This window comes from Sphingopyxis sp. H050, assembly GCF_001468265.1.
Classification (GTDB): Bacteria; Pseudomonadota; Alphaproteobacteria; order Sphingomonadales; family Sphingomonadaceae; genus Sphingopyxis.
Map to the genome: position 1 here is coordinate 161,943 of NZ_LNRZ01000002.1, position 20,382 is coordinate 182,324.

Sequence of the window (20,382 nt, forward strand, 5' to 3'; positions counted from 1 at the left end):
GCGAAGTCGAGACACCCATCGATCTTGCGCAATCCTGTGGGGCATCTCGACTTCGCTCGATGCGAACGGAGAAGGGATGGCCCGGGCAGGATATGCAAAAAACGGCGGCCGGGGGAGGGGGATGTGGGCCCCTTCCTCCGGCCACCGGCGGGGGGTTACTTCAGCTCCGCGCCGTCCAGCACGGTCATGCCCTTGGCGTTCGCCGCGGCCTTGTCCGCGACGTCCTTCGGCGACACGACCAGGCCCTTGGCGGCCAGATAGCCGCCCGACGCCGCGCCCTTCAGGAATTCGGCAACATATTCGGCGAGGCCGGGGATCACGCCGACATGCGCTTTCTTGACATAGATGAACAGCGGGCGCGACCCCGGATAGCTGCCGTCGGCGATCGCGGCATAGGTCGGGCTGACGCCCTGCACCGGCACCGCCTTGATCTTGTCCTTGTTGGCGTCGAGATAGCTGAAGCCGAAGATGCCCAGGCTGTCGGGGTTCTTGTCCAGCTTCGAGATGATCAGGTTATCGTTCTCGCCCTGCTCGACATAGAAGGGCGCGCCGCGCAGCGTGGTGCAGGTCGCCTCGTGCTTTTCCTTGTCGCTGTCCTTCAGCGCCTTCATCTCGGGGTTGGCGTCGCAGCCCTTGCCCAGGATCAGCTCCTTGAACGCGTCATAGGTGCCGCTGGTCGACGGCGGGCCGAAGACCGAGATCGCGACCGGGGGCAGCGCCGGGTTGACGTCCTTCCACGTCTTGGCGGTGTTCGGCTTGCCATAGGGGTTCGCGGCGAGCGCCTTGTAGACATCCTCTTCCGACAGCTTGAAGCCCGGGCCGCGCTGCGCTTCGCCGAGCGCGATGCCGTCGATGCCAACCTGGATTTCGACGATGTCCTTGACGCCATTCTTGGCGCAGGTGTCGAATTCCTTCTTCTTCATGCGGCGCGAGGCGTTCGCGATGTCGGGCGTGTCGCCGCCGACCCCGGCGCAGAAACGCTCGAAGCCGCCGCCGGTGCCGGTCGAATCGATCTTCGGCACCTTGTTGCCGGTCGCCTCGGCGAACTTTTCGCCCACCGCGGTCGCAAAGGGATAGACGGTCGACGATCCGACCGCGCTGATATAGTCGCGCGCCGCGCCGCCCGAGGACGCCTGGTCCTGACAGGCGGAAAGCGCCAGCGCGGCGGTCGCGGCGCAGGCGATGAGGGCAAATGTCTTGGCCATGGAGTAATCCTGTAGAGGGGGTCGTTACCGAACCAAGCCGCCACCCCTGCGGCGACTCGCTGACTGCCCTCTGATGGATTTGTGTGACGCGTTTGTGACAGGGAGTGTCATGGAAGTGTCATGGAGGGGTTCCGGTTGTCATCAATCCTTATACCGAGATTTTTGACGGGCTTCTTCAGTCGCCGGATCTACCAAAAAGTTGATTAGATCCTCCAGAATAATTACCTCAAAATCTGGTTGAGAGCCTCCCGAATCTGGAAACGCTTGATGGGTTGCCCCAAAACACAGCCGTGATGCGCCTTCATCGCCAACAAGAAGAGAGTTCATAAAATACTTCTCTCGCCATTGCTTCTCGGCGGACCAGCACACCACCAAATTAACATGTCTAGGATACTTTATTTCATTACTGAAATCTCTTATCAGCGCATCAAAATCAAACTTAAACTCCAGCACACGAGGCTCCGATAAAAAGGGGAACCCAAGAGCGGAATCGACACCCAAAGGATTATTCTCACGTGAAAATTTTAAGTTGTTTTCTTCATGGTAATTTAGCTGAAAAAGGCTGTCATATCGATCGCTTTGTGATGTAGAATAAAACTGATACCCTCGTATCGCCCCAATTCCAATCAGTTCGTGGAAAAGAGCAACAACATCTTGCTCTTGTTGTGGTTTTGATATGAGGCTGATGTCTTTCCCGTCATGAGAAAATGAAAGGAGGTTTTGGTCTCGATATTCTTCTTGCTTCTTTTTCCACTCGTGAAGCTCTTTATCCGGCGCCACGGCAACGGCACCAGTATCAGGTTTGAGGTGCTGCAAATAGCGTTTGAACACTGTCACGCACCGAACCGAAATTGCTTCTGCTAATTCAGTTAGTTCTGGTTGAAACACTTTTCGTCCCATATCCGGCGCGCCGTCGGTAAAATGCACTACAACGTGCGAGTTCGCTTGATAGCCGATGGTGCTAGTCAACGGAATAATGGACAACTCTCCCTGCGGCATGTTGTCGCATGCCATTTGCAGTCCGCCATGTATAATTCGTTGGCCACGACGAAGCTTCAGCTCATCGTCATTAAAAGAATTCCATATTTTCGCGGAACGAAGAAATGAAGCATAAACAATAACGCTATGGCGCTCAATTAGGGATCTCTTTTCTTCATCTAAAGCGGTAGCAAACCATCCTGTCTCGCTCAGAAGATCCTCTTTTGAATAAATCTCCCACATGCAGTCCAATCTCTTGAATTCAATTGCAAGTTTTGAAAATCTTTGGTCAGGGCTACCTTGAATCTTTGATAGCTCACTTTCTATATCCTTAACTGTAGCTGTCTTTAGATCGGCCATTTCGTGAGGATAAAAATACTCGGCCAGGTCACTTGAAAATTTTGTAGTTGTTCCATCCACATCTATACACGTTAGTTCAATTTGTGGATGGAATTTCGTCGAATTTAGATAGATTCCACCCAGCGGGCTTTTGATTCTAAGAACGTTGAACCATTGCTCGGCATTTCGAGCCCCGAGCCAGATCAGATCTCGCGGGCGTTCGCCAGGCAATCCTCCCAAAATGACTTCTATTGAGGTTCCATCTTCCGTGCCGATTTCGGGAATGTTGAATCTTTCGGCTTCGAACGTAGGCCGTGGGATCGACCCCGCGCTATCTTGCGCCCACTGGCGACCATTGCGGAGTATTGCCGACACTTCTTCGCCCGATTTGCGAGTGTGGGCGCGCAGCAGTGAAAATCCGTATGCAAGGAACGTCGCTCCGACACCCTTCTGGCCCCTATACTCCTTTGGGTTTTTGAAGCTGACGTTTGGCCGCAAAAAGAAGCGATACTCTGGCATCGTCATGCCGACACCATTGTCCACTACTCTCACGCGGCTTCTTGCGGCATCGATCGTAATCCAGATTTTTGGCGAATAAGTTTCATCGGCAACTTTCGCTTTGGCCTGAAGGGCATCAAGCGAATTCTGAATGGTCTCGCAAAATAAGTCGAAATAGCCCGTGTAGGACTTCAGAATGTTCTGAACAATGCGCCGATTTGCTTGGTCCAAGAGAGCTTCGTTCTCGGATTCTGCATAATTAGTAGCCAGCGGATCGTAGCCATCAATATCGTTTAATGTCGCTGACACAGTTGTCATCCCCTACCACGGTGTTCAGTTTTTATGGATTCCCGATGCCGTTTTTGCAATGCCGACGTTGAGGCGTTAGTAGTTGAGAGTTCCAGATGATCTTCATCACCGGCCACGTCATCCTCACCCCCGAGCATCGCGAGCGCATGATCGCGCTCGGCGCCGAGCATAGCGCGCGGTCGCGGAGCGAGCCGGGGTGTCTCGCGCACAACTGCCATATCGATGTCGAGAACCCCGACCGGCTGATGTTCGTCGAGGAATGGGAGAGCATCGACGCCGTGCGCACCCATTTCGCGGTGCCCGCGTCCGCCGCCTTCGTCGCCGAAATGCGCGCCCTCTCGCCGCAGCCGCCGGTGATCCGCATCTTTGCCGCCGAGGATGTCACTGCAAAGCTGATGGGGTAGGGGCGGCGTTCGCTGTCGCGGCGGTCCCTATTCCGTCATGCCGGGCTTGACCCGGCATCCGCCTTTCCTCCTTCAAAACAAGGCAGGCCCCGGATCAAGTCCGGGGTGACGATAAGGGTGTAAGCGGGCCCGAAAAAACCGCTGTCCTACATTATCCGGCTGTGCCAGCGTTCCGGCCGCTCTTTGATTTCGTCGATGATCCGCTCCTCCGCTACGGCCCCGGCCTAAAGCGACAAAGGAGACAGTTTCGCGCTGTGCGTCCGTATCTTTTGTCGCTTTAAGAAGCGCGCGCCGGGCATAAGAAAAGCGCCCCGGAACCGGTCCGGGGCGCCCCTCTGTCGCGATGCCGGTCGATCAGCCTTCGGTCGGCGTCGTCGCGGCGACCGGTTCCTCCGCCGGCGCGGCGGCGGGTTCTGAGGCGGCTTCGGCGGCGGGAGCCGCTGCGGCTGGTGCCGCGGCCGCGGCGGGTGCCGCCAGCTCGGCCGTGGGCACGATCTTCGCGCCCGCCGGGATGACATAGCTCAGCGCGTCCGCGGTGCGCGCGGTCAGGTGTTGGCCGACCGGGATGATCGCCGACTTGCCGGTGACGAAGGCGCCGAACACGCCGACCGCGACCACCGCGCCGACCGCGGCGCCGGTGTTGCCCACGCCTTCCTGCCGGTGCTTGCCCGCCAGCGCGACCTTCTGGCCGTTCGGCATCGTCAGGTCGTTGAAGGTGATTTCCATCTTCGCCGACTTGCCGAATGCGCCCTTGCCGGTGCGCCAGGTGACGGTGCCCCGCGCCGGCGTGCCCTTCGGGATCACGACGACGCCATTGTGCATCACGTCGAACAGGCTGCGCATCAGCACCACGTCGCCCTCGCGCAGTTGCTTGCTCGACGCCTCGTCATCGGGCGTCAGGATGACCTCGGTATAGGAGGGCAGAAGCAGCGTCGGCGCGATCGCCGTGGCGGCGGCGACGGGCGCTGCGGCGGGAGCGGCGGCGGCTGCGGGCGCAGCGGCGCTTTCGGCCTCGACCGCGGCCGTTGCTTCGGCCGCCGCGGGTGCGGCGCCTTCCTGCGCCTGCGCCGGAACGGCGAGCATGGCAAAAGAACCCGCCAGAGCGGTTGCGACCTTCAAACGTAACATGTCATTCCCCCGAATTGCCGCTGATGCCGCGGCGTTCCCCTCGCCGCAGGACGCGGCCTCTGCGTCATGCTGGGCCGCGAAAATCTTGTCAATCGGGGACATTACCGATCCTGATGCATCGCGCGCAGATGCCCGCTATTGGTACAGCGGCGCGTTGAGGCAGGGGAGCATATGAGCGGGTTCGAATTCATCTTTTCGCTGTTCGGGCTGATCCTCGGCCTTGCGCTCGCCGAGGGGCTGGGCGGGCTCAGCCGCGCGCTGAAGGCGAGCCACAAGGTGCGCATCGGCTGGCCGACCGCGCTGCTCGGGCTGTTCGTGTCGTGCGACGTCGTGACCTTCTGGATGTACGGCTGGTCGATGCGCGACACGCTGCCGCTGAGCTGGCCGGTCCTGTTCGGCGGCTTCATTGTCACCGCCATCTATTTCGTCTCGGCGAGCCTCGTCTTTCCCGACGATCCCGAGGCGTGGGACGATCTGAACGCGCATTTCGACCGCCACCGCCGCAAGGTGCTCGGCGGCATTTTTCTTTGCAACGTTGCGCTGATCGCCAGCGTGATCTGGCTCGCGGCCCTGCCGCCCCTCGACCTGCGCCGGATCGTGATTACGTGGAGCTTCTTCCCCGTCGCGCTGCTCGCGATCTGGACGAAGGACCGCCGCGTCGTCTGCGCCTGCCTGATCTGGCTGATCGCCACCTATCCGCTGTCGGCGGTGTGGCACTGAGTCTCTCTCCTCCCATTTATGGGAGGGGTCGGGGGAGGGCATGTCGATATCGCGCGGGGGCCACAGGCCTTCCCCAAACCCGTCCCTGAAGGGAGGGGCTTATTTGAGCAACGGCTTCAGATACTGCCCCGTAAAGCTCCGCGGTTCCTTCACCACCTGTTCGGGCGTCCCCGCCGCGACGATTTCGCCGCCCTTGACCCCGCCTTCGGGGCCCAGATCGACGATCCAGTCGGCGGTCTTGATGACGTCCAGGTTATGCTCGATCACTACCACGCTGTTGCCCTGATCGACCAGCGCCTGCAGCACCTCCAGCAGCTTGCGGACATCCTCGAAATGCAGCCCGGTCGTTGGCTCGTCGAGGATATAGAGCGTCTGCCCGGTCGAGCGCCGCGACAATTCCTTGGCGAGCTTCACCCGCTGCGCCTCGCCCCCCGAGAGGGTCGTCGCCTGCTGCCCGACCTTGATATAGCCCAGCCCCACGCGGACCAGCATTTCCATCTTGTCGCGGATCGCGGGCACCGCCTTGAAGAACTCCGCCGCATCCTCGACCGTCATGTCGAGCACGTCGGCGATGCTCATCCCCTTGAACTTCACCTCCAGCGTTTCGCGGTTGTAGCGTTTGCCGTGGCACGTCTCGCACGTCACATAGACGTCGGGCAGGAAGTGCATCTCGATCTTGATGAGGCCGTCGCCGGTGCAGGTTTCGCAGCGTCCGCCCTTGACGTTGAAGCTGAAGCGCCCGGGCTTGTAGCCGCGCGCCTGCGCCTCGGGCAGTCCGGCGAACCAGTCGCGGATCACGGTGAAGGCGCCGGTATAGGTCGCGGGGTTCGAGCGCGGGGTGCGGCCGATCGGCGACTGGTCGATGTCGATCACCTTGTCGCAATGTTCGAGGCCCGACAGGCTGTCGTGCGGCCCCGCGACCAGCCGCGCGCCGTTCAGCGTCCGCGCCGCGCTGGCATAGAGCGTGTCGATGACCAGGCTCGACTTGCCCGATCCCGACAGGCCGGTGACGCAGGTGAAGGTGCCGAGCGGGATCGTCGCGGTGACATTCTGCAGGTTGTTCGCGCGCGCGCCCTTCAGCACCAGGTCGAAACCGTTGCCGGGGCGGCGGCGCGCCGGCACCTCGATCTTCTTCGCGCCGGTCAGATACGCCGCGGTCAGGCTCTTCTTGTTCGCCAGCACCTGTTTCAGCGTCCCCTCGGCGACGATCTCGCCGCCGTGGACGCCGGCGCCGGGGCCCATGTCGACGACATAGTCGGCGTGGCGGATCGCATCCTCGTCATGTTCGACGACGATCACCGTATTGCCGAGGTCGCGCAGCCGCTTCAGCGTCGCGAGCAGGCGGTCGTTGTCGCGCTGGTGCAGGCCGATGCTCGGCTCGTCGAGCACGTAGAGGACGCCGCTCAGCCCGCTGCCGATCTGGCTCGCCAGGCGGATGCGCTGGCTCTCGCCGCCGCTCAAGGTGCCCGACGTGCGGTTGAGGTTCAGATAATCGAGCCCGACATTGTTGAGGAAGCCCAGCCGCTCGTTGATTTCCTTCAGGATCGCCTTCGCGATCTGGCGCTGCGTGTCGTTCAGCTTCTCGTCGAGCGTGCTGAACCAGGCGAGCGCGTCGGCGACCGAGCGCTGCGCCGACATGCTGATATTCTCGCCCGCGATCTTCACCGCCAGCGGTTCGGGGCGCAGCCGCGCGCCGTGGCACGTTTCGCACGGCTGCGCGGTCTGGTACTTGCCCAGTTCCTCGCGCATCCACGCGCTCTCGGTCTGCAACATCCGGCGGTTGAGGTTGCCGATGACACCTTCGAACGCCTTGTGCGTCGTATAGGTGCGCTTGCCGTCCTTGAAGGTCAGCTCGACGGGCATCCCGCCGGTGCCGAACAGGATGATCTGCTGCACCGCGCCGGGCAGCTCCTGCCACGGCGTGTCGAGGCTGAAGTCATAGGCTTTGCCCAGGCTTTCAAGCACTTGCATATAGTAGGGCGAGGGCGGGTTAGATTTCGCCCACGGCACCACCGCGCCCTTTTTCAGGCTCAGCGCATGGTTGGGGACGACGAGTTCGGGGTCGAATTCCAGCCGCTCGCCCAGGCCGTCGCACGCGGGGCAGGCGCCCTGCGGCGCGTTGAAGCTGAACAGCCGCGGCTCGATCTCCGCGATCGTGAATCCCGACACGGGGCAGGAGAATTTCTCGCTGAATATCAAACGGTTGGCGGGTATGCCCGCGCCCTTCATGGCGCCCCCGGCATCCTCCTCCTCGCGCCCCGGCACCGCCCCATCGGCCATGTCGACATACGCGACACCTTCGGCAAGTTTCAGCGCCGTCTCGAAACTGTCCGCGAGCCGCGTCTCGATCCCCTCGCGCACGACGATACGATCGACAACGACCTCGATGTCATGCTTGTATTTCTTGTCGAGCGCCGGTGCATCCTCGATCTCGTAGAATTCCCCGTCGATGCGAACGCGCGTGAAGCCTTCCTTCTGCCACTGCGCCAGTTCCTTGCGATACTCGCCCTTACGGCCGCGCACGACCGGGGCGAGCAGGTAGGCGCGCGTCCCGTCGGGCAGTTCCATCACGCGGTCGACCATCTGGCTGACATTCTGCGCCGAAATCGGCTCGCCCGTGACGGGCGAATAGGGGATGCCGACGCGCGCCCAGAGCAGACGCATATAGTCGTATATCTCGGTCACGGTCGCGACGGTCGAACGCGGGTTCCGCGACGTCGTCTTCTGCTCGATGCTGATCGCCGGCGACAGCCCGTCGATATGCTCGACATCGGGCTTCTGCATCATCTCGAGGAACTGGCGCGCGTACGCCGACAGGCTCTCGACATACCGCCGCTGGCCCTCGGCATAGATCGTATCGAAGGCGAGCGAAGATTTGCCGCTGCCCGACAGCCCGGTGATGACAATCAGCGCATCGCGCGGCAGGTCGACGTCGACGCCCTTGAGATTATGCTCGCGCGCGCCGCGCACTTTGATGTGGGTCAGACTCATGGGAGAGATTTGTTCCAGATTTGTTCTATTGGCGCAAGAGGCGGTTTCGCGCCGGTTCTGCGTCAAGATAGGGTGCCGGATGCCGCATCGCAATGCGGTGGCTTTCCACCAACATCCCAAAGGCTTCGACCAATGCCCCGTCCGCCGCTTGACGCTTTCCCGCGTTGGGCGGACAACAATGTTACATGCGCCGCCACCGACCCGGCGGACCGGGGAATCAGGAGACTGGGGAATGAAGACGCTTTTTGCAGGAGCCGCCGGGCTGGCAATTGCCGCCGTATTGGCTGTGGCGCCCGCTGTAGCGCGTGAAGCTGCACCGAACGCAACGTTGGTCGCCCAGGCCGACGGGGAAGTCCCGGCCAAGGATGACGGTTCGCTGAAGGCGCTGACATTCGGCGACTGGGGCGTCGACCTGAACGCCCGCGACACGAGCGTCAAACCCGGCGACGATTTCGACAAATATGCCAACGGCGGCTGGTTCGCGCGTACCGAAATCCCGTCGGACCAGGCGTCGGCGGGCGTCGACTATGACGTCTACAATCTGACCCAGCGCCAGCTGCGCCAGTTGGTAACGAGCGCCCCGGCGACGAGCCAGGTCGGCGGGCTTTACCAAAGCTTCCTCGACGAGAAACGCGTCGATGCGCTCGGCGCCAAGCCGGTGATGGCCGATATCGCCGCAGTCTCGGCGATCAAGGACAAGAGCGCGATGGCGCGATTCATGGGCACGACGCAGGGCGGCTTCGGCGCATCGATCGTCAGCGGTGGCCCCTATGCCGACACCAACGATCCGACGACCAACGTCCTGTGGCTCGGTCAGGCCGGGCTCGGGCTGCCGGAAAAAGACTATTATCTCAACGACAGCTTCAAGGCGCAGCGCGACGCCTATCGCGCTTATATCTCGCGGACGATGAAGATGATCGGCAACGCGGCGCCCGAAAAGGCGGCCGATGCGATCATGGCGTTCGAGACCGAGATCGCCAAGGTCAGCTGGGCGATCGCCGACCGCCGCGACATCGGCAAGATCAACAATCCGATGTCGTCAGACGAACTTGCGGCCTATGCGCCGGGGCTCGACTGGAAGGCCTGGTTCGCAGGCGCCGGGATCGCGCCGCAGAAGCGGATTATCGTGAACGAGAATACCGCAGTGCGGGACATCGCGGCGCTCTATGCCAAGGCCCCGCTCGACACGATCAAGCTGTGGCAGCAGTTTCACGTCGCCGACAATGCGGCGCCCTATCTGTCGAAGCCGTTCGTCGATAGCCGATTTGAATATACGAAGGTGCTGAGCGGGGTCGGCGAGCTGCGCCCGCGCTGGAAGCGTGGCCTGACGCTGGTCGACGGCAGCCTCGGCGAGTTGGTCGGCGAAACCTATTCGAAGCAATATTTCCCGGCGAGCGCGAAAACGAAGATGGAGACGCTCGTCGCGAACCTGAAGCTCGCGATGGGCGACCGCATCCGGGCCAACAGCTGGATGGCGCCAGAGACCAAAGCAGCGGCGCTAGACAAGCTGTCGAAGATGGATGTCATGGTCGGCTACCCCGACAAATGGCGCGACTATTCGGGGCTGAAGATCGATCCCGCCGACCTCTATGGCAATGTGAAGCGCAGCGCGGCGTTCGAATATGCCTATTCGCTGTCGGACCTGAACAAGCCCGTCGACCGCAAGAAATGGTCGATGAACCCTCAGGAGGTGAACGCCTATAACGGCGGCCTCGAGAATAAGATCGTGTTTCCGGCCGGCATCCTGCAGGCGCCGTACTTCAGCGAGAGCGTCGACGATGCGGTCAACTATGGCGCTATCGGCGCCGTGATCGGCCACGAAATCACGCATGGCTTTGACGATCAGGGACGCAAGATCGACGCCAATGGCGCGGTGCGCGACTGGTGGACCGCGGCCGATGCGGCGCGCTTCGAGGCGCAGGCGAAGGCATTCGGCGCGCAATATGCGACCTATGAGGCGGCGCCCGGCGCCTTCATCAACCCCGACCTGACGATGGGCGAGAATATCGCCGATCTTGCGGGGCTGGAGATCGCCTATGACGCATACCACCGCTCGCTGAACGGCAAGGAAGCGCCCGTGATCGACGGGCTGACCGGCGACCAGCGCTTCTTCCTCGCTTTCGCACAGGCTTGGCGCGACAAGGCACGCGAGGATTCGATCAAGCAGCAGGTAGCGAGCGATCCGCACAGCCCCGCGCGCTGGCGGATCATCGGCCCAGTGCGCAACGTCGATGCCTGGTACAAGGCATTCAACGTCACCCCTGACAGCAAATATTATATCAAGCCCGAAGACCGGACGAAGATCTGGTAATCATTCAGAAATGATGGGGGCGGCCGTCGGTCGCCCCCGCACCGTCATCACCGCGAGCGACAGCGCCGCGCCGATAATCACGAACAGCGCGGGCGCACCCCCCAGCACCGACATCATGCGGATGCCGTCGATCCCCGCCGAGGCGACGAGGACGACCGCTACCAGCCCGACCGCGATACCCCACACGCTCTGGACGCCGAACGGCGCTTCGGGCGCATCGGGCGTGATGCCGTGCGTGGACAGCGCGCTCATCGCCGAGACATTGGCGTCCGCTCCAGCGACGTAAGAGAGAAAGATCGTGAACAGCACGATCCCCGTCACCAGCGGGCCGCCGCCGAGCGCGTCGAACAGACGGAACAGCACGGGATCCGGCCCCTGCGCCGACAGGATCGCATACAGACCTGCGCCGCTCTGCTGATCGAATGCGATGGTGGCGCCGGCGATTGCGGTCATCCAGACCGCGCCGAACAGCGCGGGCAGGATCAGGTTGAAGAGGATGAAAGCGCGGACGCTGTAACCCACCGCGAGCCGTCCGAGGAACAGCGCGGTGACCGGCGCCCAGGCAAACCAGTTTGCCCAATTGAAAATCGTCCATTGCCGGTGCCAGTCGCCATCGACGTCGAGTCCCAGATTGCGCGGTACAAAGGTCCGGACGTAGTCGGCGCCGCCATGAAGCGACAGACCGACCATCTCCGCAGTCGGCCCGGCGACGAGCACGAAGACGATGATGCCGAAGAACAGCCACGTGTTGAGCACCGACAGCCCGGCGATGCCCTTTTGCAGGCCGGTCGCGGCTGACATCAGGAAACAGGCGACGATCAGCGCCGCGATGGCCCAGCGCAGCGGCATGCCGCCGCTGAAACCGCCGAGCCCTTCGACCCCTCCGGCCAGCGCCAATATGCCAGCCCCCATCGATGCGGCCATTCCGGCGACGAGCGCATAAAGGCAGATGATATCGATCCCGGTTCCGACCGGCCCGTGCGCACGCGGACCCAGCAAAGGCACGAACAGCGACGACAGGCTGAACGGCTCGCGGCGATTATAATAGACGAGCGCGAAGGCGAGCGCCGCGACGGTGTAGATCGCATAGGGTGTCAGCGTCCAGTGCAGGAACATCGTCGACATGGCGAAGGCAGCGGCTTCGCTGCTGCCCGGCTTCAGTCCCAGCATCGCCGGCGGGGCGTTAAGGTGGAACAGCGGCTCGGCCGCGCCCCAGAACAGGATGCCGGTGGCGATCGTCGTACAGAGCATGACCGCAAACCAGCGCCAGCGATCGAGGATGGGCTTCGCTTGCGGCCCGCCGATGATCGTCTTGCCAAGCGGCGACAGCGCGACGGCGGCGAGCAGGAGCAGGAATGCCAAGCCCGCGACCGCGAACACTGGCCCCAGTCGCAGCAAGATCCAGTCGTTGACCGCCGTCTCGGCCGCAAGGAAATCGGCGCCGAGCCAAAGGCTGCCGATCAGCGCCGCCGACAGGATCGCGAGCGGGACGAAGAAGACCGGGCGATTGATCGGATGGCGCGGTTGGGTTGGCAAGAGCTCCGCCGTTCGAGCAAGAGGAGAGGCGGTCAGCATGGCGGTCGATCGCAGCGCCGTCAAACGCGGAACGCGTTGCGCGATGAAACGTTGAAGGCCCAGGATTTCCTATTGAAGGAGTGACGTCGATGACCAGGATGATTTTGACCGCCGCAACGGCCCTTGCACTGTTCGCTGGCGGGCAAGCTGCGGCGATGCAGAAGCTGCCCGACGGAACGACCGCCGAGGAGCGCGCAAACACCGCGCGCCTCAACGCCGAGCAGCAGGCGAAAGCGAAGGCCGAGCAGGACGCCTATCAGGTGCAGGTCGCCGCTGCCGCGCAGCAGGAAGCCGCCGCGCAGGCGACCTTCGCTGAAGAAACTGCGGCCTATGAGGCTGAGAAAGCACGCGTCGCAGCGATGGGTGCCGAAGAACGGCAGAAGTGGGAAGCCGACGTCGCAGCATGCAAGGCGGGCGACGCCACACGCTGCGCGCCGCCGCCGGCCAAACCCAAGAACTGATCGCTTCCGTTCGCTAGAAAAACGGCTTCGGCGGCTTGCCGGAGCCCTTTGCTATTGCGCCGGCGCTTCGGTCTTTCGGAGCGCTGTTTGGGGCGGCGGCGGAGCGTCCGGTTCAGTGGGCGACGCCTGCGGCGGTGGTACGACGGCCACCGGCGGGACCATCGCGATAGGCTCGGGATCGGGGAAGCGGCCGCCATAACGATAGCCATCGTCTGCCGTATCGATCGGCGCTGCGTCGATATCGACTTGGCCAAGCCGCCGGAACGGTTCGTCCATTCGGCTCCCGCGCTCGGTGCGAAGCTGCAAACCCACACCATAGCTATCGGCGCAATCGAGACAGGCGGGCTGCGGCGAGGAGCCGTCGGCGGCAAGAGCATCGGGATTGGCGCTGAGATCGGCAAAAGAAGCAGGCGCATCGCCTTTGCCGCGAAGACCGCCACCGACGACGATCGCGCCGAGCAACGCGCCGCCCGCAAGACCGGCGACAGCGAGCAGAAGGCCCAGCGTCCAGCGGCGCGTAATGATATTACGACTCACAGGCGGTTTGCGCTTCTTGACCATGCGTCAACAAGGCCATGATGAACGCCAGATTACAAGCGTTCGGCCACTCGTCGGAGCGAGGCCGCCGTTCATCCGGTCAATCGACACGCTTTCCAGCCCTGTCGAACCTTGCATGCGCCCGGCGTCGGAAAGCGGCATTGAGGACCTGCGGGATGCGGGAGGGCTTGATCTTCCCCGGTTTCGACTCCCTCGTGTCCCGCATCATCCCCCCGATGAGAGAGGACTCCCCATGTCGAAACTTTCCCTGACCCTAGCCGCCGTCGCGGCCAGTACCACCTTCACGCCTGCCTTTGCGCAAGGCGATGACGTGCCGCGGGTCGCGGTGCGCTATGACGATCTCAACCTGGACAGCGCCGGCGGCCGCAAGCGGCTCGATCTGCGCGTTCGCGTGGCGATCCGCGATCTGTGCGATACCCGCGCCAATCGCGACCTGAAATTTCGCGCTGCATCGCTCGAATGCGAAGCCCAGGCGAAGCGCAGCATCGAGCCGCAACTGGCCGCGCTTTACAACGGCGCCAGCGCGAAATTCGCGAGCGACAAGCCGCCGGTGGTCGCCGCTCCCTGACGGCTATCGGTTCGATGGTGGCCCACGAGCAGGGGGCGCCACGACGGAGGCGGTCATGCCGGGAACGGCATGGCCGCCTTTTTGGTCAGCCCTGCATGATCGCCTTGACGTCGTGCAGATAGGTGCGGCCGATGCGGTGCACGCCGCCCTCGCCGAGGTCGACGCTCCACGCACCGTCGCCATGGTGTTTCAGGCCGACGATGCCTTCGCGGCGGATCATCTTCGACCGGTGGATGCGCATAAACTGGTCGGGGTCCATCCGCGCCTCCAGCGATTTGATCGTCTGGTGGATCAGCCAGCTTCGTGCGCCGACGTGGAGGCGCATATAGTCGCGCTCGGCCTCGATCAGATCGACCTGGCCGGCGTCGATGCGCAGCATCTCGCCGCGGTTCTGGACCCAGAATTCGCTGATCCACTTGCTCTTTTGCTTGGGGGATCGGTCGGTCGCGCGCCATTCGCGCACCCGCGTCAGTGCCCGGCCAAGGCGATCGGGGGAGACGGGCTTCAAGAGATAATCGACCGCAGCGACGTCGAACGCCGCGACCGCATATTGGTCGAAGGCGGTGACGAAGACGACGGCGGGTGGATTGTCGAGCTTGTCGATCGCCGCGGCGACATCGAGGCCGCTGAGCCCGGGCATCGCGATGTCGCACAGCACGAGATCGGGCGCGAGGGCATCGACCATGCGGAGCGCCGAGGCGCCGTCGCTGGCGGTGCCGACGAGCGAGATGCCGTCCTGCTGGCCGGCGAGGATCTGGAGCCGCTCGATTGCGAGTGGTTCGTCGTCGACAATCAGCGTGCGGAGCGTCTGGAGCATCAGCATCCTTCCTGGGCGAGCGGCAGCCACAGTGACACGAAAAAGCCGCCGGTGTCCGATGCTCCCCATTCGCAGCCCGCGACGGGGCCATAGCGCGTCAGCAGGCGCTCGCGCACATTGCCGAGGCCGAGGCCGGTACCCGATGCGGGAACGGGCGCTTTCGGGTCGATGTCATTCTCGATGCGAACGACGAGCAGGCCATATTCGTTGGTGGCGGTCAGGCGGATCGCGATCGTCCCCTTGCTGGGCGCAACGCCATATTTGATCGCATTCTCGATAATCGGTTGCAGGATCAGTACCGGGACGCAGGCGTTTTTGAGCTCGTTCGGCATATCGACCTCGACCTGCAGCCGGTCGGGGAAGCGCGTTTGCTCGATGTCGAGATAGAGCCGCTGGAGCGCGATTTCCTCGTCGAGGCTGACGAGCTGTTCGGGATCGACCGCGAGGCTGGAGCGGAGGAAGGAGGAAAGGTTCATGATCATCGTTTCTGCCTCGCTCTTCGATCCCTTGAGGACCAGCGTCGACAGCGAATTCAGCGTGTTGAACAGGAAGTGGGGATTGACCTGATAGTGAAGCGCGCGCAGCTGCGCGGTCTGCGCCTCGATCCGGAAATGGTTCGCGCGTCGTTCGACCGCGCGCATCTCGTTGGCATAGCCGAAGGCCACATACAGCGCGGCCCAGACGGCGAAGAAGAAATACCAGCGGATTGAGCTGTCGAGGATCAGCATTGTTTCCCAGGCGACCGGGAATTTCGACTGCACCTCCTTGATGATCTGTGCGGCGTCGGGCGCGGGAAACCAATAGAAGAAGACGAACAGGTTGATCGTTGCATAGACGATGACGAGCGGCACCGCCGCCCCCAGGGCGACGGCAAGGCGGGCGCCGAAGCTGCGCGGCTGAACGCGCTGGATGAGCTGGTAAAGCACGAAGGTGCAAAGGATGCCGGCGACGACGACGATCGCGCGGCGTCCCGCATATTCCCATTGCTCGGCGCCGGCGAGCGTGCCGAGCCCCGTGGTGATCAGGAAATAGAGCAGCCACATCGCCAGGATCGAGCCGATCGCGACGCGCGGATTGACGCGCACATCGGCGGCGCGCCAGTCGGGGGCCGCGGCCAGCATCTTAGCCCGCTGGTCGCGTAGCGCCTCTTTGCGAATGGTCGTATTCATTGGGGCTGCTTTAGCGTCCGTCATCGGGGCAATGCTAGCAGACGCCGGACCGCCAGTCGAAGGGGCGGACGCTTTGGTCGAAGAAAATCGTCATGCGGCGACCGGCTGGGCGAGCGTGCGGCGCCAGTTGCCGCGCTTGTAGACGAACCAGCCCATCGCGAGCGAGGCCAGCGAGGAGAGCGGGAAGCTCCACCACAATATGTCGCTGCCGATCAGCGGATAGCCGAAATAGTAGATACCGAGGCGGATCGGGAACATCGACAGGAACAGGATGACGAGCGGCGGGATGACCGATCCGTTGGCGCGCAGGGTACTGATCAGGACGATCGTCGTGCCGAAGGGCAGGAAAGTCCAAGTCGCGATATATTGGATGTTGCGTGCGACATCGATCGCCTCGCTGCCGCTGCCGAGGAACAGCGCCAGCGCTGCGCGATCGAAAATGAGGAGGAGAATGATCAGCACGCCGGTCATCGCGAGGTTGATCGCGATCCCGCTGTTCGTGACGCCGGCGACGCGGTCCCAGCGTCCCGCGCCGATATTCTGCGCCGCCATCGAGCTGACCGCGGCGCCGACCGCGAGCGCGGGCATCTGGATATAGTTCCATAGCTGGAGCGTCGCACCATAAGCGGCAGCGGTAACCAACCCCTCGCGGTTGACGAGTCCGACCATCACGAGCCCGGCGCCGGAGATCACGAGCATCTGCGCGCCCATCGGCAGGCCGCGGCCGATGATGAAGCGAAGCTCGCTCCATTTCGGGATCAGATAGGTCAGCTCGCGGCCGCGCAGGCGCAGCACGTGATTCTTCACGTAGAACCAGATGATCATTCCGGTCAGGCTGATTGTGCCGGCGAGCGCGGTTGCAAGCGCGCTGCCCGCAATGCCAAGCTGCGGAAAAGGACCGAGGCCGAGGATCAGCACGGGGTTGAACGCGATATCGAGGACAACCGCCAGGATCATGAACCGCAGCGGCGTCATTGCGTCGCCCGCACCGCGTGAGGCCATCATCAGCGTGATCGAGACCATCGAGGCGGGTACGGCAAGGAAGGTAACGCGAAGATAATCGTGGGCGAGCGCGAACGCCTCCGGCGGCGTCTTGAGCCAGTGCAGGATCTGGTCCGACGCGAACCAGCCGAGGATCGCGATCACGATAGAAAAGATCAGCGCCAGCCCGATCACGCCGCCGGTTGCACGGCGCGCCGCGTCAATATCGCCGCGGCCCATCGACTGGCCGATCAACACGGTCGCCGCCATGCCGAAGCCGAAGAAGGCGCCGAACATCAGGAACATGATGATGTTGGCATTGGCGGTCGCGGCGAGCGCGCTTTCACCGAGGAATTGCCCGACCCACACGGAGTTCACCGATCCCGAGAGCGTCTGGAGAATGTTCGAGGCGAGCGTCGGCAGCGCGAAGAGGATCAATGTTTTAGCGATCGGCCCCTGCGTCAGGTCCATCCGCCCGCCGCCACGCGCTGTCTGGCGCGGCGGGACCGGGCTCGCTGCTGGATCGGCAGCGGCCGCGACGGGCGTCGGCGTGACGGGGATTTCGCCATCGCTCACCCCAAGCGCGCCAATGCCGCGGTGAGGCGGTCAGCCTCGGCTTCCTTCGCGGCATGATCGGCGCGGGCCTTTTCAACCGCTTCGGGCTTGGCGCGTTCGACGAATGACGGATTGTTCAGGCGTCCGGCGAGGCCGTCGCGTTCCTTTGCCGCGGCGGCTAGTGCCTTGGTGAGGCGGTCGCGTTCGGCGGCGATGTCGATTACGCCTTCGAGCGGGACGGTGATCGTCTCGCCCTCGACGACGAGCTGCGCCGAGGCGCCCGCAGGGGCGGGTTCGAAGCTGACGGTTTCGAGGCGCGCGAGGCGATCGAGCTGCGCCGCGAGCTTATCGGTGCGGCCTTTCAGCGAAGCTGGGAAATGCGCGGCCAGGCGCGCGCCCGGCGGCAGGCCGAGTTCGGCCTTTGCGGTGCGCAGTTCGCTGACCAGCTTGATCAGCCAGTCGATATCGGCGCTGGCATCGGCATCGCGCTCGGCGCTCGGCGCGGGCCACTTCGCGGTGATCAGCGGATAATCGGCGCGGTCGCCGAGGCCCGTCCACAGCTCTTCGGTGATGAAGGGCATGAAGGGGTGGAGCATGACGAGGATCTGGTCGAGCACCCAGCCCGCGACCGCCTTGGTCTCGTCTTCGATCGCGCCTTTGATGAGCTCAAGATACCAGTCGCAGAAGCGGTCCCACGCGAAGCTGTAGATCGCGTTGGCCGCTTCATCGAAACGATAGGCGGCAAACGCCGTCTCCATCGCCGCGACGGTATCCGCGAGCTCGCCGATGATCCAGCGGTTGACCGGCAGCGTCGCGGCAGGTGCCTCGAAGCTGGTCGAGGCCGCAATGCCATTGGCTTCGCAGAAACGCGCGGCGTTCCACAGCTTGGTCGCGAAGTTGCGATAACCCGCGAGGCGCGCGTCATCCATCTTGATGTCGCGGCCCTGGCTTTCCATCGCCGCCATGAAGAAGCGCAGCGCGTCGGCGCCATATTGGTCGATCAGCCCGAGCGGATCGACGACATTGCCCTTCGACTTCGACATCTTCGCGCCGTCGGGCGCGCGGACGAGGCCGTGGAGGTAGAGCGTCTTCCAGGGCACGTCGCCCATGAACTCCATCCCCTGCATCGCCATCCGCGCATCCCAGAAGAAGAGGATGTCGAAGCCGGAGATAAGGACGTCGTTGGGATAGTGGCGCTTGAGGAGGTCGGTGTTCGCGGGCCAGCCGAGCGTCGCGAAGGGCCAGAGCGCGGAGGAGAACCAGGTGTCGAGGACGTCTTCGTCGCGGGTAAGCGCGACGCCTGTGCCCGCTTCGGCTTGCGCTTCCTCTTCGGTCTCGGCGACGAAGATACGACCGTCTTCGGCATACCAGGCCGGAATCCGGTGGCCCCACCAGAGCTGGCGCGAGACGCACCAGGGCTGGATATTCTCCATCCAGTTGAAGAAGGTCTTTTCCCACGTCTTGGGGACGATGTTGATCCGCCCATCGCGCACCGCCGCCATCGGCGGCTGCGCCAGCGTTTCGGCGTCGACATACCATTGATCGGTCAGCCACGGCTCGATCACCACGCCGCCGCGGTCGCCGAACGGGGTCTGGATCGTGCGCGGCTCGGCGTCATGCTCGCCGCCGTCCTTATCGGTGTACGGGATCAGGAATCCGAGTTCCTTCATCCGCGCTACGACCAGTTCGCGCGCGCCATCGACACCGTCGCGCTTGAAGCGGTGGAGGCCGAGATACTCGTCCGGGATCAGCCCGTCGCTCGTCTGGATGACGTTCGCGTCGCCGTCGAGCATGTTGAGCATCTCGCCGGGCTTGAACCCCGCGCGCTTGCCGACGTCGAAGTCGTTGAAGTCGTGCCCCGGGGTGATCTTCACCGCGCCGCTGCCCAATTCGGGATCGGCATGTTCGTCCGCGACGATCTTGAAGCGGCGGCCGGTGATCGGCTGCAGGATATCCTTGCCGATTACGCTCTTGTAGCGCGCATCGTCGGGGTGGACCGCGACCGCCATGTCGGCGAGCATCGTCTCGGGGCGCGTCGTCGCGACCTCGATATAATCGCGTGCCCCCAAAGGATTATTGGCGTCGAGCGTCACGCCGTCGGCGAGCGGATATTTGAAGTGCCAGAAGCCGCCTTGGACCTCGTGCGTCTCGACCTCGAGGTCCGAGATGGCGGTCTTGAGCTTCGGATCCCAGTTTACGAGACGCTTGTCGCGGTAGATCAGGCCCTTTTTGTGCAGGTCGACGAAGACCTTGACCACCGCTTTGGTGAAATGCGGGTCCATCGTGAACTGCTCGCGCGACCAGTCCATCGAGCAGCCGAGACGGCGGAGTTGGCCGGTGATCTGGCCGCCGCTTTCGGCCTTCCACTGCCAGACCTTCTCGACGAACTCTTCGCGCGTATAGTTCGTGCGCTTGTCCTGCCGCTCCTCGAGCTGGCGCTCGACAACCATCTGCGTCGCAATCCCGGCATGGTCCATGCCGACGACCCACAGCGCATCCTTGCCGCGCAGCCGTTCGTAGCGGATGAGCACGTCCTGCAACGTGTTGTCGAGCGCATGGCCGATGTGCAGCGCGCCGGTGACGTTCGGCGGCGGGTTGACGATCGTGAAGGGGGTGGCGTCGGGACGGTGCGGGCGAAACAGCCCGCGACTTTCCCACTCAGTGGCCCATTTCGCCTCGATTGCGGCGGGATCGAAGGTTTTTTCCATCGGCATAGCCGGGGGGCTTTGCCAGCCGGGGCGCGAGGCGGCAAGGGGGAACGCGTCTCGTTCCCGTTCGCATCGAGCGAAGTCGAGATGCCCGTCATTGGGGCACG

At 63.2% G+C, this 20,382-nt stretch carries 15 protein-coding genes; 5 read left to right on the top strand and 10 right to left on the bottom strand.

Features of this window, described 5'->3' with window-relative positions:
- Positions 1-155: 155 nt before the first annotated feature.
- Together ATE67_RS03895 and ATE67_RS21305 are read right to left on the bottom strand one after the other, a co-directional pair.
- The gene (locus ATE67_RS03895) at positions 156-1,205 is read right to left on the bottom strand and encodes a substrate-binding domain-containing protein (protein ID WP_058815336.1); all 1,050 of its coding nucleotides are present in this window, start codon (positions 1,203-1,205) and stop codon (positions 156-158) included.
- A gap of 141 nt (positions 1,206-1,346) precedes the next feature.
- A complete protein-coding gene (locus ATE67_RS21305; RefSeq protein ID WP_197411881.1) occupies positions 1,347-3,329 on the bottom strand; it encodes an ATP-binding protein in 1,983 nt (660 codons plus the stop codon).
- 95 nt (positions 3,330-3,424) lie between these two features.
- Between ATE67_RS21305 and ATE67_RS03900 the strand changes: the two genes are divergently transcribed.
- Complete coding sequence (locus tag ATE67_RS03900; RefSeq protein WP_058815337.1) at positions 3,425-3,733, top strand: putative quinol monooxygenase; 309 nt, start codon at positions 3,425-3,427, stop codon at positions 3,731-3,733.
- Between the two features lie 354 nt (positions 3,734-4,087).
- On the opposite strand, the gene ATE67_RS03905 is transcribed toward ATE67_RS03900, so the two are convergent.
- Positions 4,088-4,861 (bottom strand): hypothetical protein, encoded by a 774-nt coding sequence (locus tag ATE67_RS03905; protein ID WP_231728040.1) that lies wholly within the window; start codon positions 4,859-4,861, stop codon positions 4,088-4,090.
- Positions 4,862-5,032: 171 nt separating this feature from the next.
- On the opposite strand from ATE67_RS03905, the gene ATE67_RS03910 reads away from it, so the two are divergent.
- Positions 5,033-5,581, top strand: coding sequence for a hypothetical protein (locus ATE67_RS03910; protein WP_058815339.1), 549 nt, complete (start codon positions 5,033-5,035; stop codon positions 5,579-5,581).
- Positions 5,582-5,680: 99 nt separating this feature from the next.
- On the opposite strand, the gene uvrA is transcribed toward ATE67_RS03910, so the two are convergent.
- Positions 5,681-8,572: an excinuclease ABC subunit UvrA gene (gene uvrA / locus ATE67_RS03915; protein WP_058815340.1), complete on the bottom strand. Its 2,892-nt coding sequence runs from the start codon at positions 8,570-8,572 to the stop codon at positions 5,681-5,683.
- Between the two features lie 232 nt (positions 8,573-8,804).
- Between uvrA and ATE67_RS03920 the strand changes: the two genes are divergently transcribed.
- Complete coding sequence (locus ATE67_RS03920) at positions 8,805-10,883, top strand: M13 family metallopeptidase (protein WP_058815341.1); 2,079 nt, start codon at positions 8,805-8,807, stop codon at positions 10,881-10,883.
- On the opposite strand, the gene ATE67_RS03925 is transcribed toward ATE67_RS03920, so the two are convergent.
- Complete coding sequence (locus ATE67_RS03925; RefSeq protein ID WP_231728041.1) at positions 10,884-12,419, bottom strand: BCCT family transporter; 1,536 nt, start codon at positions 12,417-12,419, stop codon at positions 10,884-10,886. It lies immediately after the preceding gene.
- 128 nt (positions 12,420-12,547) lie between these two features.
- On the opposite strand from ATE67_RS03925, the gene ATE67_RS03930 reads away from it, so the two are divergent.
- Positions 12,548-12,919, top strand: a complete 372-nt coding sequence (locus ATE67_RS03930) for a hypothetical protein (RefSeq protein ID WP_156416902.1) — start codon at positions 12,548-12,550, stop codon at positions 12,917-12,919.
- A gap of 51 nt (positions 12,920-12,970) precedes the next feature.
- Here the strand turns inward: ATE67_RS03930 and ATE67_RS03935 are convergent, their stop codons facing one another.
- Entirely contained in the window at positions 12,971-13,456 is a 486-nt protein-coding gene (locus tag ATE67_RS03935; protein ID WP_156416903.1) for a hypothetical protein, read from the bottom strand.
- Between the two features lie 253 nt (positions 13,457-13,709).
- Here ATE67_RS03935 and ATE67_RS21635 point away from each other — a divergent pair, with 253 nt between their 5' ends.
- Complete coding sequence (locus ATE67_RS21635; RefSeq protein ID WP_058815344.1) at positions 13,710-14,045, top strand: UrcA family protein; 336 nt, start codon at positions 13,710-13,712, stop codon at positions 14,043-14,045.
- An 85-nt stretch (positions 14,046-14,130) separates the two neighbouring features.
- Here ATE67_RS21635 and ATE67_RS03945 read toward each other — a convergent pair whose 3' ends face one another.
- The 4 genes from ATE67_RS03945 to ATE67_RS03960 all read right to left on the bottom strand — a co-directional run bounded on the left by ATE67_RS03945 (position 14,131) and on the right by ATE67_RS03960 (position 20,281).
- On the bottom strand, positions 14,131-14,862 hold the full coding sequence (locus tag ATE67_RS03945) for a LytR/AlgR family response regulator transcription factor (protein ID WP_082660225.1): 732 nt from the start codon (positions 14,860-14,862) through the stop codon (positions 14,131-14,133).
- Positions 14,862-16,031, bottom strand: coding sequence for a sensor histidine kinase (locus ATE67_RS03950; RefSeq protein WP_058815346.1), 1,170 nt, complete (start codon positions 16,029-16,031; stop codon positions 14,862-14,864). The genes ATE67_RS03945 and ATE67_RS03950 overlap by 1 nt, the downstream gene beginning before the upstream one ends.
- A 90-nt stretch (positions 16,032-16,121) precedes the next feature.
- Positions 16,122-17,588: an MATE family efflux transporter gene (locus ATE67_RS03955; protein ID WP_231728042.1), complete on the bottom strand. Its 1,467-nt coding sequence runs from the start codon at positions 17,586-17,588 to the stop codon at positions 16,122-16,124.
- Positions 17,585-20,281, bottom strand: a complete 2,697-nt coding sequence (locus ATE67_RS03960) for a valine--tRNA ligase (protein WP_058815347.1) — start codon at positions 20,279-20,281, stop codon at positions 17,585-17,587. The genes ATE67_RS03955 and ATE67_RS03960 overlap by 4 nt, the downstream gene beginning before the upstream one ends.
- Positions 20,282-20,382: the final 101 nt, after the last annotated feature.

Bases quoted from the DNA above. Each gene is read 5' to 3' on its own strand.
- ATE67_RS03895 (WP_058815336.1), bottom strand. From the start codon at position 1,205: ATGGCCAAGACATTTGCCCTCATCGCCTGCGCCGCGACCGCCGCGCTG.
- ATE67_RS03900 (WP_058815337.1), top strand. From the start codon at position 3,425: ATGATCTTCATCACCGGCCACGTCATCCTCACCCCCGAGCATCGCGAG.
- ATE67_RS03905 (WP_231728040.1), bottom strand. From the start codon at position 4,861: ATGTTACGTTTGAAGGTCGCAACCGCTCTGGCGGGTTCTTTTGCCATG.
- ATE67_RS03910 (WP_058815339.1), top strand. From the start codon at position 5,033: ATGAGCGGGTTCGAATTCATCTTTTCGCTGTTCGGGCTGATCCTCGGC.
- uvrA (WP_058815340.1), bottom strand. From the start codon at position 8,572: ATGAGTCTGACCCACATCAAAGTGCGCGGCGCGCGCGAGCATAATCTC.
- ATE67_RS03920 (WP_058815341.1), top strand. From the start codon at position 8,805: ATGAAGACGCTTTTTGCAGGAGCCGCCGGGCTGGCAATTGCCGCCGTA.
- ATE67_RS03930 (WP_156416902.1), top strand. From the start codon at position 12,548: ATGACCAGGATGATTTTGACCGCCGCAACGGCCCTTGCACTGTTCGCT.
- ATE67_RS21635 (WP_058815344.1), top strand. From the start codon at position 13,710: ATGTCGAAACTTTCCCTGACCCTAGCCGCCGTCGCGGCCAGTACCACC.
- ATE67_RS03945 (WP_082660225.1), bottom strand. From the start codon at position 14,862: ATGCTCCAGACGCTCCGCACGCTGATTGTCGACGACGAACCACTCGCA.
- ATE67_RS03950 (WP_058815346.1), bottom strand. From the start codon at position 16,031: ATGAATACGACCATTCGCAAAGAGGCGCTACGCGACCAGCGGGCTAAG.
- ATE67_RS03960 (WP_058815347.1), bottom strand. From the start codon at position 20,281: ATGCCGATGGAAAAAACCTTCGATCCCGCCGCAATCGAGGCGAAATGG.